Below are 15,600 nucleotides of genomic sequence, written 5' to 3'. Positions count from 1 at the left end.
ATCATTATATTCGGTATTATTTAAAATTTATAGGAGAATAAATGGCAAGAAAAAAAATAGCATTAATTGGAGGCGGCCAAATAGGGGGTGTTTTAGCGCAGCTTATCGCAATTAGGCAATTGGGTGATGTAGTATTATTTGATATAGTCGAAAATTTACCTCAAGGTAAAACATTAGATATAGTTGAAGCTTCGCGTGTTGATGGTTTTGATGTTAACATGCTTGGAACCAACAATTATTCTGACATAAAAAATTCTGATGTTGTAATTGTAACCGCAGGTTTACCTAGAAAACCTGGAATGAGTCGTGATGATCTACTAACCACTAATTCCAATATCATGAAGATTGTAGCCGAGAATGTAAAAGAATATGCACCAAACTCTATTGTTATTATTATTTCTAATCCTTTAGATGCAATGGTAACATTATTTCAAAAAGTAAGCGGATTTCCTCACAAGAGAGTAATTGGTCAAGCTGGAGTACTCGATTCAAGCAGGTTTGCTACTTTTATTTCGTGGGAATTAGGAGTTTCAGTAAAAGATGTAAATGCAATGGTTCTTGGTGGTCATGGTGATACGATGGTACCAATTGTTAGATATGCGAATGTGAATGGCATCCCGGTAATGGAATTGTTGGAGCGAAAATATGGAGATGTTAAAAAAGCCAAAGAAGTAATGAAAGCAATGGTTGAACGAACAAAACAAGCTGGAGGTGAAGTAGTAAATTTGCTCAAAACTGGCTCGGCTTTTTATTCTCCAGCATCATCAGCGGTATCGATGGCAGAAGCTATTATTTACGATGAAAGAAGGATACTCCCCACGTGCGCATACTTAACCGGGGAATTTGGAGTTGAAGGATATTATGTTGGAGTTCCTGCAATTTTAGGTAGTAATGGTGTAGAGAAAATAATTGATTTTGGTTTAGATTCAGAAGAGAAAGCCGCTTTTGACCACTCAGTTAAAGCTGTTAAAGATTTGGTTGAAGATATGAAACGATTAGGATTTTAGAATAATTTAATTTAAAAACAAAAAACCCGCTTTTGCGGGTTTTTTGTTAACTATAAACACTTAATTAATTTTTTGTATCACTAATACTGATATATTTTCGGTTATTTCTTTTAACTTCAAATTTCACAAAACCATCCATTGTAGCAAAAAGAGAATGATCACCGGCTAATTTTACATTTTCGCCTGGATGAAAATTTGTTCCCTTTTGACGAACCAAAATAGAACCGGCTGTAACTTTCTGTCCGCCCCAAGCTTTAACGCCTAAATATTGCGGATTACTATCACGACCGTTTTTTGATGAACCTTGACCTTTTTTATGTGCCATTATAAAATCCTCCGCTACTAAGCTATCTTAGTAACTTCTATTCTTGTTAATTGTTGTCTATGACCTTTTTTACGTCGATAAGAAATTCTTCTTTTTTTCTTAAAAACAATCACTTTATCATCTTTTAGGTGTTCTAATACTTTTGCTTCAACTTTTACACTAGGAACGAAAGGTGTTCCAATTGTAGTTGTAGTATCATTATTTAATAAAAGAACAGAATCAAAAGTTACATTACTATCGGGTTCAGCTTTTAAACGAGGAACATAATACTTCTTGTTTTCCATTACTTTGAACTGTTGCCCGGCGATATCAACAACCGCAAACATTTATCCTCCAATACTTCAAATTTTGAGCCGTAAATATAGGTATTGCAGGATATAATTGTCAATAAAATTGTCGATTTACTCATATTCTATTTTTTTAGGTAAAAATAGAATTCACTGCCCACTCCAATTTTACTATTTAGCTCAATTTTTGAAGAATGAGCTTCCAGGATATGCTTCACAATGGCTAATCCCAAGCCGGTTCCACCCATCTCACGAGAACGATCTCTATCTATTCTGTAAAATCTCTCAAACACTCGTGGTCGATCATGCTCAGAAATTCCCAATCCTGTATCTTGAACATAGACCCTTCCGGAATAAGGTAATTCCTCAACCCCAACTTTTACAAAACCATTTTCGGTGTATTTAATCGCGTTAGTCAATAGATTGCTCAACACCTGCCGGATTCTCTGCTTATCTCCATATAATTGCATATTTCTATCAAAGGTGTCCAATATCAGTTCAAGACCTTTATTTTCTGCATTCGACTTAAACTCATGAACCATGGAATCAATCAACTCAAAAATATTAAAGTATCGATAGCTTAATTTCATCTGCCCCGATTCGATCATCGATATATCAATTAGATCATTCAATAAATTATTCAAATTGAGTGTGTGATTTTTGGCCTTTTCCAGAAAATTTATATTCACTTTTGGGTTATTAATTGCCCCATCAAGGAGAGTTTCTATGAAACCTTGAATCGCAAATATTGGGGTTCTGAGCTCATGAGATACATTCCCTAAAAATTCTGTTCTCACCTGCTCCAATTTTTTAAGATTAGCAATATCGCTCTGTGTTCTAAAAAACATCGCCTGTATTTCATCTTCCAACTCTTCTAGGTTCTTGCTAAGTTCAATATCACTTGGTTTTTCAATCTCATTCTTCCTTATTCTTGAGATCACATTTTTAATTGCATTCAACTCATTTTTTCTCTTCCGGCCTATCATAATTTGAAGTAATGACACAAATAAGAATGAAGTGACAAGAAGAAAAATTAAATTAAATTCGGAGAAGAGACTAACTGAGATTATTAAAAGTAGATAAAGTGCGGTTATTGAAAAGATTACCGGTGAAAAAATTCGCGCGCTGTAATAATTTTCTTTTATTTTTTTAAACATCTTTGAACCGGTAACCAACACCTTTTATAGTTTCGATTAGATCGGAATATTTACCTAATTTTTCACGGATCTTTCTGACATGTACATCAATTGTTCGTTCAACAACAAAAATATCGTCTCCCCAAATCTCTCCCAAAATTTTTTCACGAGGGAATACTTTCCCGGGATTGGATGATAGAAATGAGAGTATCTCAAATTCCTTTTTTGGTAGCACAATTGATTTACCATTTAATTCAACAGTATATTTTTCACGGTTAATTTCAAGAGGGCCGATACTAATGCTTATTACTTCCGGTTCGGGAGATTCAGACTCTTTCTTTCTAAGATTAGCTTTCAGGCGGGCAATTAAAGTTTTTGGCGAAATTGGTTTTTTAATAAAATCATTAGCTCCAATATTAAGACCATGAACCTCATCAATCTCAGCCACTTTAGCGGTTAAAAATATTATTGGTACATTATTAAATTCATTCATTGCTCTAATTTTTGAACATACTTCATACCCATCCATTCTGGGCATCATAATATCTAACAAAATTAAATCCGGTTTTTGAGAAAGTTTTTCGAGCGCTTCCTTACCGTCATATGCGGTTATCACATTAAAACCCTCTTCTTCCAAATTATACTTTAGAAATTCAACTATATCTTTTTCATCATCAGCTAATAATATTTTATACTTCATTTTATATAATTACCTCTTTTTTTAATTCGGCAGATTTATAAACGGAAGCTAGCAATTTCATCATAGAGTATGATTCTTCTATGGTTGAAATAATAGGGCTATTTTCTCTAATTGCTGATATAAAGTGCTTTAATTCATTTTCATAAGATTTCTTGAATAAATTTACAGAATTAGCAGAACCAGATAGTGTATAATCAATTCTTCCCGATTCCATTCTCCTATAAGCCCGAAGCGGGTTTAGATGAGCAGTACCCTTTGTGCCATAAATAGTCATTTTGAATGTATCCGCTTCTGAATGAAGTCCCCAGCTTACCTCAAAATTAATTACTTCATCCGTCTCCATGCGTAGCAGTCCAACTGCGGAATCTTCAACTTTTTTGGTTTGATGTGAAAACTTTTGAACAGATATACTTTTTACTTTTTGATGACCATAAAACCAGAGTGCCAAATCGAGTACGAGAATTCCAAGATCAGAGATTACGCCTCCCCCCGATTTCTCCTTATTCAAGAACCATTTTTCCTCGCTGCTTTGTTTGCGAAGCCAACCGCATCTCACATAAAAAATATTTCCGAGCTCGCCGCTATTGGCTAAACTTTTCATTAGCATCGAATCGGGGCGGAATCTCAAATTCATCCCTACCATTACTTTTTTCTTGGCTTTATCTGCAGCTTTAATTATTTGAGCAGCTTCTAAATGATTTACTGAAACTGGTTTCTCAATCAAAAGATGTTTCTCTGCTGCAAGGCAATTTAGTGCAATATCTTTATGAGTATTGGTAGGGGTTGCAATAATTACCGCATCCAATTCTTCTGAGGCTAGCATTTGCTTATAGTCTTCGTAGCGATTGGAAATATCAAATTTATCGGATACTGAAATGAGACGGTTTTTATTAATCTCAGAAACCGCAACTATTTGAACATTAGGCAATTTAGTTAGAATTGGCAGATGAACAAGTTGAGCAATTCCCCCTAGCCCAACCAATCCAATTTTAGTTCTATCGCTCAAACTAATACTCCATTATTAATACTGTTTTGCATAAAAACCTTTACCCGTTCAGCAATTCCTTCCGGATCGATGCCCAAAATTCTGTGCAATTCCTCTTGTGTACCATGATCCACAAAATTATCTGGCAGTCCAACTCTAATAATATCATTTTTATAATTTTTATCCGCAAAGTATTCAACAACCGCCGAACCAAAACCTCCAATAATTGAATTTTCTTCCAGAGTAACAATTTTTTCAAATCTACTAGCAACTTCATCCAATCTCTGTAAATCCAGCGGTTTAATAAATCTCATATTAATTATTTCGCACTCGATACCCTCTTTTTCAAGAATTTTTGACGCAGTTTTAGAGTATTCAACCATATTGCCAACCGCAAGTAGAGCAACAGAATTTCCAGACTTGATAATTTCCGATTTTCCCAGATCAATTGATGTAAAGTTTTCGTTAAGTTTTACACCAATAGCTGAACCGCGCGGGTACCTTATTACCACTGGTCCTTTTTCATATTTAACAGCGGTGAAAAGCATATCCCGAAGTTCAGCTTCATCTTTGGGAGCCATTAAAACAATACCAGGGATGTATCGGAGATAAGATAAATCGAATGAACCGTGATGAGTAGGTCCATCGGCACCTACTAATCCCGCCCTATCTAATACAAAAACAACATGAAGTTTTTGGAGTGCCACATCATGAATTATTTGGTCAATGGCTCTCTGCATAAAAGTAGAATATATTGCCACTACCGGAATTATTCCCTGAGTAGCCATGCCGGCCGCAAATGTTATTGCGTGCTCTTCTGCAATTCCAACATCAAAATATCTACCAGGAATATTTTTTTGCATATAATCCATACCAGTTCCATCGGGCATTGCCGCGGTTACCCCAACCACTCTTTCATCTTGCTTTGCAATTTCCACTAAAGCTTTACCAAATATTGCAGTATAAGCTTCGGCTGCCCCCGGTTTCTTTATTGCTTGCCCGGTATGTTTATCAAATGGTGTTGAGGCATGCAATCTTTGAACATGTCCCTCAGCCGGTTTGTATCCTTTTCCTTTTTCAGTTAGAGTGTGAACTAAAATTGGACCATTCAAATTTTTAATATGATTAAATATTTTCACTAATTGATTTAAGTTGTGGCCATTTATAGGACCAAAGTATCGGAATCCGAGCGCTTCGAAAAGCATACCCGGCGTTATAACAGCTTTTATACCAGTTTCAAGACGAGCGGCAACTTTTCTCAATCTATCTCCAAATTGGTCAAGTTTACCTGTTAAATCCCAAATTGCGCCTTTAAATTTATTGTACTCAGGATGAGCAATCATCTCATTAAAATAATTGGAGATTTGCCAAACATTTTGGGAAATGGACATATTGTTATCATTGAGTACAACAATCAAATCGCTTTTAAGTACACCAGAATTATTCATTGCTTCGTAAGCCATACCGCCCGTCATTGCGCCATCGCCAATAACTGCAATTACCTTTTTGAGAGATTTTTGAATATCCCTTGCTGCGGCCATACCTAGTGCGGCAGAAATTGAGGTTGACGCGTGTCCCGCACCAAAAGCATCGTAATCACTTTCATTTCGTTTCAGGAAGCCACTAAGGCCATTTAATTGACGAATTGTATTTAGCTGATCTCTTCTCCCTGTGATAATTTTATGGGGATACGCTTGATGACCAGTATCCCAAACAATTAAATCATTAGGAGTATTAAAGACATGATGGAGCGCTACAGTTAACTCTACTGTACCAAGACCGCCTCCAAAATGACCGCCGGTTTGTGAAATAACATCCACCAAATATTCTCGAATTTCGGAGCAGAGCGTTTTCAATTCATGTATAGAATAATTCTTAATATCGGCAGGAGAATCGACTTTAAACAGCAATTCATATTTTGATTTATCAATCATTAAAAATCCTATTCGTTAAAATTAATTTTTGTTTCAAGCGTCTGCTTTAATTCTGTAATTTTAAGCTCCGCACTCTTTAAAGTATCGTAACAAATTTTTGCCAAATTAATTCCTTCTTCATATAATTTAATAGAATCTTCAAGTCCGGTTTCCGGGTTCTCGAGAAGATCAGAAATTTCCTGAAGTCGGTTAACATTTTCCTCAAAATTATTTTCTTTCTTTTTAGCCATTTATAATCACATCTCCATCAATAAATTTTATTTTAATCTCTGAATTTGAATCGAGAACCTCTTTTCTCTTCACAAATCTTCCATTCTGCTGAATTAATGCAAATCCCTTTTGCAGTACTTTCTCAATGTTGTGAGATTCAAGTCTTGCCCATATAAGTTCTAAACTACTTTTATGAAATTTAAGTTTACTTTCACAATTATTCTCGACACGATATAATAAATTGTCTAACTGTTGCGATTTTGTGTTTAGATTATCCAATGGTCTGCGAAAACCATAAGAAAATATTAACTGGCGTAAATTTGAAAAATTATCGGATAATTTATCAACCAAATTTTGATAAAAATTATCTGATAAATTTGAGAGCCAATCCATTAAATTTTGCATATCGGGAGTAGCAAGTTCAATGGCGGCGGATGGAGTTGGAGCTCGCAAATCAGCTACAAAGTCGGAAATCGTAAAATCAATTTCATGTCCTACCGCGCTAATAATAGGAATATCCGACTTGAAAATTGCACGAGCAACAACCTCTTCATTAAACGCCCAAAGATCCTCCAGAGAACCGCCTCCCCTTCCTACAATTATCAAATCAATATCATCAAGTTTATTTAAGTCATTGATAGCGTTAGCAATTTCATTGGCCGCTCCATCCCCTTGTACCTTGCAAGAAGCAAGCACAAATTCGGTAAGAGGAAATCTTCGCTGAGCGATACTTTTCATATCTTGAAAAGCCGCGCCATCTCTCGATGTTACAATTCCAATTTTTGCGGGGAGTTGAGGAATTCCTTTTTTATATTTTTCATCAAATAATCCTTCCGATGAGAGTTTCTGTTTCAATTTCTCGAATGCCGCCTGTAGTTCTCCAACTCCAGCTGGTTTCATGCTTCTTACATCAATTTGATATGAACCTCTTGGAGCGTAAACCGAAACTTTTCCGGTTACAATTACTTTCATACCATCTTGCGGTGTGAAGTAAACATAATTATTAACACCACGCCACATTGTCGCACTGATTTGGGCTGTTGAATCCTTTAGGGTAAAGTACCAATGACCCGACACATGCGCTTTGAAATTTGAAATCTCTCCAATTAAAACCAGGTCATCAAACTTTTCCTCAAGTGTGAATTTAATTTGAGAAGTAATTTCAGTGATTGTTAAAATTTTATCGCTCATGATTCCTTTCTAAAAATCAAACAATATTGGTGATGTCTGTTTCCAACCCAAGCGCTATTAACCCCCAATGCAATTAACTTTTTATCATCCTGCAGCCAAATTCTCTCATCTTTTAGTACCCAGCTTTTTTTATTTCTCTTTGTTAATGATGAAGCCGTATCAAACGCTAACGGATATAATTTGCCAGAAAAATATACATTGTTAGTTATGATGGTTAAATAGGAGCCGACTTTTGTGTACTCAAAAACTTTATCAAATACTTTGGCTTGCATCTCAAGAAATGAATCATAATCCTCAATATTTCCTAAGTCATCAGCATTATTAGAGTAGCTGGTATCAAGCCCTTTTTCATTGCGTTCCTTTTGCCTTATCGAACTTCTTCTTAATTGATTCCAATAAGGGGGAGATGTTATCACATAATCAAAATTAATTGATGAAAGATCATTATTCTTTAATACAGCATCTAAATTTAGGGAGTTGCCAGAAAGTGGAATAATTTTGTTTTTGCTATCTAATTTTTCAACCCTTTTTATTGTTGTAGCAAAATATTTTTTGGACAACTCAATGCCAACGCAGTTTCTATTAACATTATTAGCCGCTAAAAGAGTACTTCCAGTTCCCATAAATGGATCTAAAATCCAAGCTCCCTTTTTAGTAAAAAAGGTGATAAAATCTTTCACAAGATTTTCCGGAAATTTAGCGGGATGGAGCAGTTCCTCATTTTTTCTTTTTGGCGGACGTAGAATGAACCAGCTTTTAGTAAATTTGAGCCATTCTTTACCAGTGAGATCATTTAGTTTATTGTTGGGATTATATTTGCCCCGCTCCCCCAAATCCATCACTATGTTCTTTTCTTTTTTCAAACTGCTAGAAATTTAATGAAAAAAAGTGTGAGTATAACCCAATAGATAAGAAATGTTCATTTGGGTGATTACTAGAGAATGGCCGTAAATAACGATATCGCACATAAATAGTGAAGACGTTTTCGATCTGAAATAATCCAGCAGTTACCTCGGGTGATAAGTAATGCCTTCCCTCAAATAGTGTAGAAAAATTAGCTCCAATTGAAATAAATTTTATAAAGTTTAGCTCAAAAATATGCTTATACCCAATATTCAGCCGGTGCTTTTCTTCTGCATTAAAAAAATAAGAATACTCAGCGCCGATATAGCCAATTGGGTAATTATATCCTTTAGAATAAAATGAAAATAGGGGTAATTCTTTGCTTATCCCGAAATAAGAACTATTCTCACTAAATGAAATACTTGCAGAGGGAAATAAAAAAATGGCGCTGCCAATACAGCAAGTCTGAAAAAGTCCAGTATCATTTTCATCGCTTATTTTTAATCCTTCAGAAATTTCAATAAAATTATCTTCGAGTGAAGCAATAATTCCTTCCCTATTTTTTGCAATTATATCAAAAGATACAATTGATTCCGCAATCCCCAATTTTTCAAACTCGATCTCAAATTTGTGGGTTTCTGTGAAGGCATTGGATACAATAAATTCAAGAGAATTTTTGAATTTAATTTTGCTTGTTGTACTATCTCCGGTAATAAAAGAAATTACTAATTTATTTGGTTTTTCAGGAGTTACATAGGAATCAATTAAATAAATATCGAATGCTGGTTCAGCAAATTGGGCCTCAGAAATAATCGAGACAAAAAGAAGCAAAGGAATTATTCTTAATATTATTTTCATGCTCTAATCAATTAAATAATAAGTAGGGAACCGTAATTCAAATTTAGTAATTTTTATCGGTAGTTGAATTACATATATTTGCAAAAGTTTTTCAAAATTCCATTCGAGGTTTAATTGAAGATATTGATTTCAAATGATGATGGCATTAATTCTCAGGGCATTTCTGAACTGGCTGACGAATTGAAAAAAATTGCCGAAGTAACCATCATTGCTCCAAGTACAGAACAGAGTGCTGTTGGTCATGCAATAACAATGAAAATCCCACTACGGGTAACCGAACATTTCAAAAATGGCGAGTTCTTCGGATATGCAGTTGATGGAACTCCGGCTGATTGTATTAAAATTGGTATTAGAAATATCATGAAATCAAAACCCGATTTAGTTGTTTCGGGTATTAATCATGGTGCCAATGCTGCCATTAACATTATATATAGTGGAACGGTTTCCGCCGCACGAGAAGCAGCAATAATGGATATTCCCGCAATTGCTGTTTCGGTAGCCAGTCATGATGCAAAGGACTTTTCTTATGCTTCAGAGTTAACCGCGAGACTGGCAAAAGTTTTCACTAAAAAGGTTATGCAAAAAGGTACACTATTAAATTTGAATGTCCCAGATTTGCCGAAATCTCAAATTAAAGGTGTAAGGCTCACAACACAGGGCAAATCGAAATGGGATGATATTTACCAGGAACGAACAGATCCTTATGGGAAAAAATATTATTGGTTAACCGGCAATCTTATTGAATCGGATAATTCACTCGATGCAGATTATTTCGCTCTAAAAAATGATTATGCTACCATTACTCCAATTCATTTTGACTTGACAGATTATGAAACATATTCTGATATGAAAAGTTGGGATTTAGAATCACTTAAATAATGGAACATGAATATTTTTGATAATATAACAATAAATATTAGCGGCAGTTTACTATTAGTAATTTTATCAATAATCGTACTGTTGTTGTATTCATACTTTATTTACAAGTTTACAATTCCAGCACTGAGTAATGTATTACGCTACACTTTAATTGCAATTAGATTTATCTGTCTGGCATTTATTCTGCTTCTGCTCTTTGAGCCTTCGTTTGGAGTTACAACATCTGATACAATAAAAAAAAATACTTTCATTTTTACCGACAACTCCAATTCAATTGCTCTCTCCGATAGTTTAAAAAATATTTCTATCCTAAATAATCTAAGCAATGAACTAAAGACAATTTCCAAAGATCAATATATTTTCGGCGATCAAGTTGATTCATTAAGGGAGGGAAATGAATCAAACCTTCTCCTCAATGATCAGAGAACTAATTTTTCGAAATTGTTCGATTTTCTAAAAAGTAATGAAAAGCAGATAAGCTCCGCAGTAATTATAAGTGATGGTATTATTACTGATGGAAGCGATCCTACCATATTCGCGGATAGATTTTCATTTCCCATATATACAGTTGGAATTGGTGATTCTATAGTTAAACATGATGTGGCGATAATTGGAATAAATTTTAATAAGTACATTTATTCAAACAAAAAATCGGAGATACGAGCCACTATTAAAAACACCTTCCCACGTCAAGTGAATGTTAAAGCTTCATTGTATGATGGCGCGAAGGAAATATCAAGTAAGAATATTGTATTAAGCGCTGAGACTGTAAGTAATATTGAATTTGATTACACTTCAATAAATGTCGGTGAGCGAAAACTTGAATTAAGGCTGAGCAGTTTTACAAAGGAGTACTCATATTTAAATAATCAGGAAACATTTTTTATTGATGTATTGGAATCGAAATTAAAGGTTGGAATTGTTGCCGGTGTTCCCTCATCAGATCTTACCGCAGTAATTAGCGCACTGAGCAATAATCAAGAGTTGGAAATTAGCAAGTTGATAAGTATATCTAGTAATAGATTTCTTAATAATCGTAATTCTTCATTGATTGATTCTTCCGATGTACTGGTACTTGTTAATTTCCCCTCAAATAATTCACCGCTCGAACTAATAAATAAAGTAATATTACTACATCAGCAAAAGAATAAACCAATATTATTTTTTTACTCGCCAAATATTGATTCTCGAAGATTTGAAATAATGAGGCAAATCGTACCATTTAATTTGGATCCAAAAAACTTAAATGAAATTAATGTACTGCCAGCTACAACTACTAATTCTACGAACATATTGTCCTCACAAATAAGTAAAGCCGAGATAATTAACGGTCTACCTCCTCTGAGCCACCCTGGCTTAGCATTGACGATAAAACCGGGAGCTTCCACCATTTTAGAAGGTACGTCCAAATTTAGCGCGTCTGGAGTTCCGTTAATTGTATCAAGTTCATTGGGTAATAAACGGGTTATTTCAATACTGGGGTACGAAACCTGGCAATGGAAACTTCAAGTTGCCGAAAAACTTCCCGATTTTTTTGATTCACTTATGAATGATTTAATTAAGTGGCTCTCTGTTAGCAGTAACAAGAAACTTTTATCGGTGAGAACTGATAGCAAAAAATACTATCCTGGTGAGGAAATCAGAATAGAAGCACAATTATATAATCAATCTTTCACACCTGTTACCGATGCAGAAGTTGTTGCTGAAATAATTAATAAGGATGGGATCAAAACAGTAAAACTAAATCATACAGTCAATGGATTTTATACCGGGACTACCTCTCTGGAATTAAGAGGCGATTACAGAATAATTGCTAGATCAAAGTTATCTGGGAATAATATTGAAAGTAGTCTTTTCAATTTTCTGATTGAAGACTTGTCATTAGAAAAAATAGAAACTGTGATAAATAAAAATTTATTGAAACAAATCGCCGATAAATCTGGTGGACAATATTTTGAGATTGATAAAACTTCGGGATTAATTGATTTAGTTAAGTCCTTAACTAAAGACAGTGAAATTGTGGAAACCAAATATTCAGAATTTAAAATAGCATCAAACTTTTATTGGTTATTACTTATCATTTTATTATTTGGTATTGAATGGTTTGTTCGAAAACGAAACGGATTGTTATGATGAAACAAACGAATTTTATAAATTTCACCGTTACTGGAAAATTAGGAATAGAGGATATCGATAATCAGCATTATGACTTAGCTTCTTTAATTAATCGATTATATGATAATTATATTAATAAAGATTTGGAATCAATTAATCAAATTTTCCCCAAACTTATTCAACACATTCAACTGCATTTTGAGTATGAAGAAAAGATAATGATAGAAAATAAATTTGATGGATTTTATTCGCACAAAATGGAGCACCGGAGGTTTAATAATAATCTAAAAATGATAGTAGGTGATTTTTTGGAAAGCCAAAAATTATTTGACGTTGGGGTTTTAGAAAGTATTAGAAGATGGTATTATAATCACATCGAAATTAAAGATAGAAAACTTGTTGAGTACATAAAATCCAGAGAAAACTTAAATGAAAAAGGCGCTAGCTAATTTCGTAGATTTTTTTCTTCCCCGATTATGCCCTGCTTGCAACTGTACACTTAATCAAACCGAATCTTTAGTCTGTTCTGCTTGTTTTAATTCAATCAAAATTGCCGGGGATGAACTGATCAAAAAGGAGTATGAGCGAAAATTTAGTGCTGATAATTATGTTAAGGATTTTATATCGCCATTTGTTTTCGAAAAGGAAAAGGTACTGCAGTTTATACTTCATAGATTGAAGTATGATAATGATTATCATGTTGGAAAGGCTTTGGGGGAAATTACCGGCCAGATAATATTTAAAAAACTCCAATCGTGGCAGTGCCATCTTCTTGTTCCAATTCCACTTTTTCACTCTCGTATTTCTGAGAGAGGATATAATCAATCATTTGTTATAGCTAGAGGTATTTCTAAATCTTCGGGTATCCCGGTAAAAAAAAATATCATTAAACGAAAACGCTTCACAAATACACAAACAAATCTTTCTTTGCATGAAAGAAAATTAAATATTTCGGATGCGTTCAACGTTGTTAGCCCAAAAGATATAATACAAAAACGAATTGCGATTGTAGATGATGTGATTACAACGGGGGCAACTGTGTCGGAATGTGCCAAAGTACTTATAGACCAAGGCGCTTTGGAAGTCTTTGCCGTATCGGTAGCAATTGCAGATTTATAAATTACATCTTATCGGGAGAGTCAACTCCCAAAATGGAGAGACCATTTTTAATAGTCTGCTGAACCGCCATTACCAATGCAATTCTTGCCTCTGCTAAATTTTTATCACTACCAATAATTCTGCATTCAGTATAAAACCTATGAAAGAGAGAGGCTAATTCTTCCAAGTAAGTAGTGATTCGATGGGGTTCAAATTGTTCGGAACAGTGCAAAATTTCGCTTGGAAATTCATAAATCTTCTTGATCAATTTCTGTTCTTCAATTTTTTGCAAAAGCGATAAATTGTTTAAAGATTGAGTAAGTCCCTCGCCTTGAGTCATTCTCAAGATTGAGGCTATTCGGGCGTGTGCATATTGAAGATAAAAAACCGGATTTTCATCTGATTGTTTTTTGGCAAGATCGATATCAAAATTTAAATGGCTTGTTAAACTTCTCATATTGAAAAAGTATCGCACTACATCGCTCCCCACTTCATCGATCAGCTCATCAAGAGTAATATAATTAGCTTTTCTGGTGGACATTTTTACAACTTCACCTTTATCCATTATTGTAACAAACTGGTGAATTAGCACTTTTATTATTGAGGTATCATATCCTAATGCTTTTAATCCGGCAAGTACATCTGGGTAAGTAGCGCTGTGATCGGAACCAAATAAATCAACAATTAAATCATAATTGCGTTCATATTTTGTAATATGATATGCAATATCTGGTAAACGATATGTTGGCTCTCCAGTAGATTTTACTATAACTTTATCCTGCTCATTCCCCAGTTCTTGCAGCTTAAGCCAAACAGCATCATCCTTTTCGTATGATAAATTTTTATTCTTGAACAGCTCAAGCAGAGATTTAATTTTTCCCTCTTCGTATAAGGTGTGTTCATTATAAAAATATTTCATCTTCACTTTAGTATTTGCTAAAGTTTTAATTATATCTTGAAATATCTCGTATTCTGCTTTCTCTTTAAATTTACCTTCAGCATCTTCATTTAACAGCTTATTCCCATATTCATTTACAAGCAGTTGGGCTATATCTTTTATATAATCCCCTTGATAATAATCTTCAGGAAATTGAATCTTCTCCCCTAATAATTCAAGATAGCGGAGCCGAACGGAATCCCCCAACACTCTCATCTGTCTGCCGGCATTATTGAAATAATATTCTCGATCAACTGAATAACCAATATATTCGAGCATATTAGCAACAGTATCACCAATTACAGCATTTCTGCCGTGCCCAACAGTAAGTGGACCGGTTGGATTAGCAGAGACGAACTCAACAATTGCTTTCTTCCCCACATATTTTTTCGACTTACCATAACCCGATCCGAGAGAAAGTACATCTTTTATTATTTCCGTAATATATGTTGGCGAAAAATAAAAATTGATAAAACCGGGTCCTGCTATTTCAACTTTAGTAATAATTTCATTGGAGTAGGATAAGCCGTCGATTATTTCCTGCGCAATCTCGCGTGGATTTCTTTTAATCTTTTTAGTCAGCAGCATCGCAACATTCGTAGAATAATCACCATGCAAATCCTGTTGTGGAACAGTAAAAATAAAATCCACTTCATTTAAGTAGATTAATTTTTGGGATAATTCGTTAAATATGCTGACGAGGTATTCTTTCATAATTAACGACCTATGCCTTCTTCTTTGGTTTATCTTCAATTGAAATAACCGGAGCATCGCCCCACAATTTTTCGAGATTGTAATAAGTTCTCGACTCGGCCCTAAATATGTGCACGACAATATCAAAATAATCAAGTAGTATCCAGTTCAGAGTTTCGAAACCCTCTTTATGAAAACATTTAATTCCTTTTTCAAGCAGTTTTTCATCAATTTCATCGGCAATAGCTTTAACTTGTCTATCAGCTTCAGCAGAACAAATGATGAAATAGTCCGCCATATCTGAAATGCCTTTTAAGTTGAGGATTTTAATATCATACCCTTTTTTTGATAATATTATTTCCCCTATCATCTTTGCGAATTTCAATGTATCCAATTAATTCC

The 15,600-nt window shown here is 34.4% G+C and carries 17 protein-coding genes; 5 read left to right on the top strand and 12 right to left on the bottom strand.

From position 1 onward, the window contains the following. Window positions 1-41 precede the first annotated feature (41 nt). The gene (gene mdh, locus KF816_05515; protein ID MBX3007473.1) at window positions 42-1,007 is read left to right on the top strand and encodes a malate dehydrogenase; all 966 of its coding nucleotides are present in this window, start codon (window positions 42-44) and stop codon (window positions 1,005-1,007) included. Between the two features lie 64 nt (window positions 1,008-1,071). Here mdh and rpmA read toward each other — a convergent pair whose 3' ends face one another. From rpmA to KF816_05465, 10 genes are all read right to left on the bottom strand, one after another. Continuing rightward, entirely contained in the window at window positions 1,072-1,332 is a 261-nt protein-coding gene (gene rpmA, locus KF816_05510; protein MBX3007472.1) for a 50S ribosomal protein L27, read from the bottom strand. Between the two features lie 17 nt (window positions 1,333-1,349). Next, window positions 1,350-1,658 (bottom strand): 50S ribosomal protein L21, encoded by a 309-nt coding sequence (gene rplU, locus KF816_05505; protein ID MBX3007471.1) that lies wholly within the window; start codon window positions 1,656-1,658, stop codon window positions 1,350-1,352. Between the two features lie 86 nt (window positions 1,659-1,744). Then, window positions 1,745-2,776, bottom strand: coding sequence for a two-component sensor histidine kinase (locus tag KF816_05500; protein ID MBX3007470.1), 1,032 nt, complete (start codon window positions 2,774-2,776; stop codon window positions 1,745-1,747). Beyond that, complete coding sequence (locus KF816_05495; protein ID MBX3007469.1) at window positions 2,769-3,455, bottom strand: response regulator transcription factor; 687 nt, start codon at window positions 3,453-3,455, stop codon at window positions 2,769-2,771. Before KF816_05495 ends, KF816_05500 begins: the two co-directional genes overlap by 8 nt. Before the next feature lies 1 nt (window position 3,456). Beyond that, a complete protein-coding gene (locus tag KF816_05490; GenBank protein ID MBX3007468.1) occupies window positions 3,457-4,461 on the bottom strand; it encodes a Gfo/Idh/MocA family oxidoreductase in 1,005 nt (334 codons plus the stop codon). Then, complete coding sequence (gene dxs / locus KF816_05485; protein ID MBX3007467.1) at window positions 4,458-6,374, bottom strand: 1-deoxy-D-xylulose-5-phosphate synthase; 1,917 nt, start codon at window positions 6,372-6,374, stop codon at window positions 4,458-4,460. Before dxs ends, KF816_05490 begins: the two co-directional genes overlap by 4 nt. Window positions 6,375-6,382: 8 nt before the next feature. Next, complete coding sequence (gene xseB, locus KF816_05480) at window positions 6,383-6,604, bottom strand: exodeoxyribonuclease VII small subunit (GenBank protein ID MBX3007466.1); 222 nt, start codon at window positions 6,602-6,604, stop codon at window positions 6,383-6,385. Further along, window positions 6,597-7,775 (bottom strand): exodeoxyribonuclease VII large subunit, encoded by a 1,179-nt coding sequence (locus KF816_05475; GenBank protein MBX3007465.1) that lies wholly within the window; start codon window positions 7,773-7,775, stop codon window positions 6,597-6,599. The genes xseB and KF816_05475 overlap by 8 nt, the downstream gene beginning before the upstream one ends. Next, window positions 7,772-8,638: a hypothetical protein gene (locus tag KF816_05470; GenBank protein ID MBX3007464.1), complete on the bottom strand. Its 867-nt coding sequence runs from the start codon at window positions 8,636-8,638 to the stop codon at window positions 7,772-7,774. Before KF816_05470 ends, KF816_05475 begins: the two co-directional genes overlap by 4 nt. Before the next feature lie 4 nt (window positions 8,639-8,642). Then, complete coding sequence (locus KF816_05465; protein MBX3007463.1) at window positions 8,643-9,476, bottom strand: hypothetical protein; 834 nt, start codon at window positions 9,474-9,476, stop codon at window positions 8,643-8,645. A 114-nt stretch (window positions 9,477-9,590) separates the two neighbouring features. Between KF816_05465 and surE the strand changes: the two genes are divergently transcribed. Genes surE through KF816_05445 form a run of 4 tightly spaced genes read left to right on the top strand, consistent with a single transcriptional unit; the run spans window position 9,591 to window position 13,589 of the window. Then, a complete protein-coding gene (surE, locus tag KF816_05460) occupies window positions 9,591-10,355 on the top strand; it encodes a 5'/3'-nucleotidase SurE (GenBank protein MBX3007462.1) in 765 nt (254 codons plus the stop codon). Between the two features lie 6 nt (window positions 10,356-10,361). Then, window positions 10,362-12,488, top strand: a complete 2,127-nt coding sequence (locus KF816_05455) for a hypothetical protein (GenBank protein ID MBX3007461.1) — start codon at window positions 10,362-10,364, stop codon at window positions 12,486-12,488. Continuing rightward, complete coding sequence (locus tag KF816_05450) at window positions 12,485-12,919, top strand: hemerythrin family protein (GenBank protein MBX3007460.1); 435 nt, start codon at window positions 12,485-12,487, stop codon at window positions 12,917-12,919. Before KF816_05455 ends, KF816_05450 begins: the two co-directional genes overlap by 4 nt. Next, on the top strand, window positions 12,900-13,589 hold the full coding sequence (locus KF816_05445; protein MBX3007459.1) for a ComF family protein: 690 nt from the start codon (window positions 12,900-12,902) through the stop codon (window positions 13,587-13,589). Before KF816_05450 ends, KF816_05445 begins: the two co-directional genes overlap by 20 nt. Before the next feature lies 1 nt (window position 13,590). On the opposite strand, the gene KF816_05440 is transcribed toward KF816_05445, so the two are convergent. Both KF816_05440 and rsfS read right to left on the bottom strand, forming a co-directional pair. After that, window positions 13,591-15,219, bottom strand: coding sequence for an arginine--tRNA ligase (locus KF816_05440; GenBank protein MBX3007458.1), 1,629 nt, complete (start codon window positions 15,217-15,219; stop codon window positions 13,591-13,593). Window positions 15,220-15,229: 10 nt separating this feature from the next. After that, window positions 15,230-15,592 (bottom strand): ribosome silencing factor, encoded by a 363-nt coding sequence (rsfS, locus tag KF816_05435; GenBank protein ID MBX3007457.1) that lies wholly within the window; start codon window positions 15,590-15,592, stop codon window positions 15,230-15,232. Window positions 15,593-15,600: the final 8 nt, after the last annotated feature.

This window comes from Melioribacteraceae bacterium, from assembly GCA_019638015.1.
Lineage (GTDB): Bacteria > Bacteroidota > Ignavibacteria > Ignavibacteriales > Melioribacteraceae > JAHBUP01.
This window is presented reverse-complemented; position numbering and strand designations above follow the sequence as displayed.

What these genes read in the sequence shown, in the direction of transcription:
- mdh (MBX3007473.1), top strand. Translation starts at nt 42, where the DNA reads ATGGCAAGAAAAAAAATAGCATTAATTGGAGGCGGCCAAATAGGGGGT.
- rpmA (MBX3007472.1), bottom strand. Translation starts at nt 1,332, where the DNA reads ATGGCACATAAAAAAGGTCAAGGTTCATCAAAAAACGGTCGTGATAGT.
- rplU (MBX3007471.1), bottom strand. Translation starts at nt 1,658, where the DNA reads ATGTTTGCGGTTGTTGATATCGCCGGGCAACAGTTCAAAGTAATGGAA.
- KF816_05500 (MBX3007470.1), bottom strand. Translation starts at nt 2,776, where the DNA reads ATGTTTAAAAAAATAAAAGAAAATTATTACAGCGCGCGAATTTTTTCA.
- KF816_05495 (MBX3007469.1), bottom strand. Translation starts at nt 3,455, where the DNA reads ATGAAGTATAAAATATTATTAGCTGATGATGAAAAAGATATAGTTGAA.
- dxs (MBX3007467.1), bottom strand. Translation starts at nt 6,374, where the DNA reads ATGATTGATAAATCAAAATATGAATTGCTGTTTAAAGTCGATTCTCCT.
- xseB (MBX3007466.1), bottom strand. Translation starts at nt 6,604, where the DNA reads ATGGCTAAAAAGAAAGAAAATAATTTTGAGGAAAATGTTAACCGACTT.
- KF816_05475 (MBX3007465.1), bottom strand. Translation starts at nt 7,775, where the DNA reads ATGAGCGATAAAATTTTAACAATCACTGAAATTACTTCTCAAATTAAA.
- KF816_05465 (MBX3007463.1), bottom strand. Translation starts at nt 9,476, where the DNA reads ATGAAAATAATATTAAGAATAATTCCTTTGCTTCTTTTTGTCTCGATT.
- KF816_05455 (MBX3007461.1), top strand. Translation starts at nt 10,362, where the DNA reads ATGAATATTTTTGATAATATAACAATAAATATTAGCGGCAGTTTACTA.
- KF816_05450 (MBX3007460.1), top strand. Translation starts at nt 12,485, where the DNA reads ATGATGAAACAAACGAATTTTATAAATTTCACCGTTACTGGAAAATTA.
- KF816_05445 (MBX3007459.1), top strand. Translation starts at nt 12,900, where the DNA reads ATGAAAAAGGCGCTAGCTAATTTCGTAGATTTTTTTCTTCCCCGATTA.
- KF816_05440 (MBX3007458.1), bottom strand. Translation starts at nt 15,219, where the DNA reads ATGAAAGAATACCTCGTCAGCATATTTAACGAATTATCCCAAAAATTA.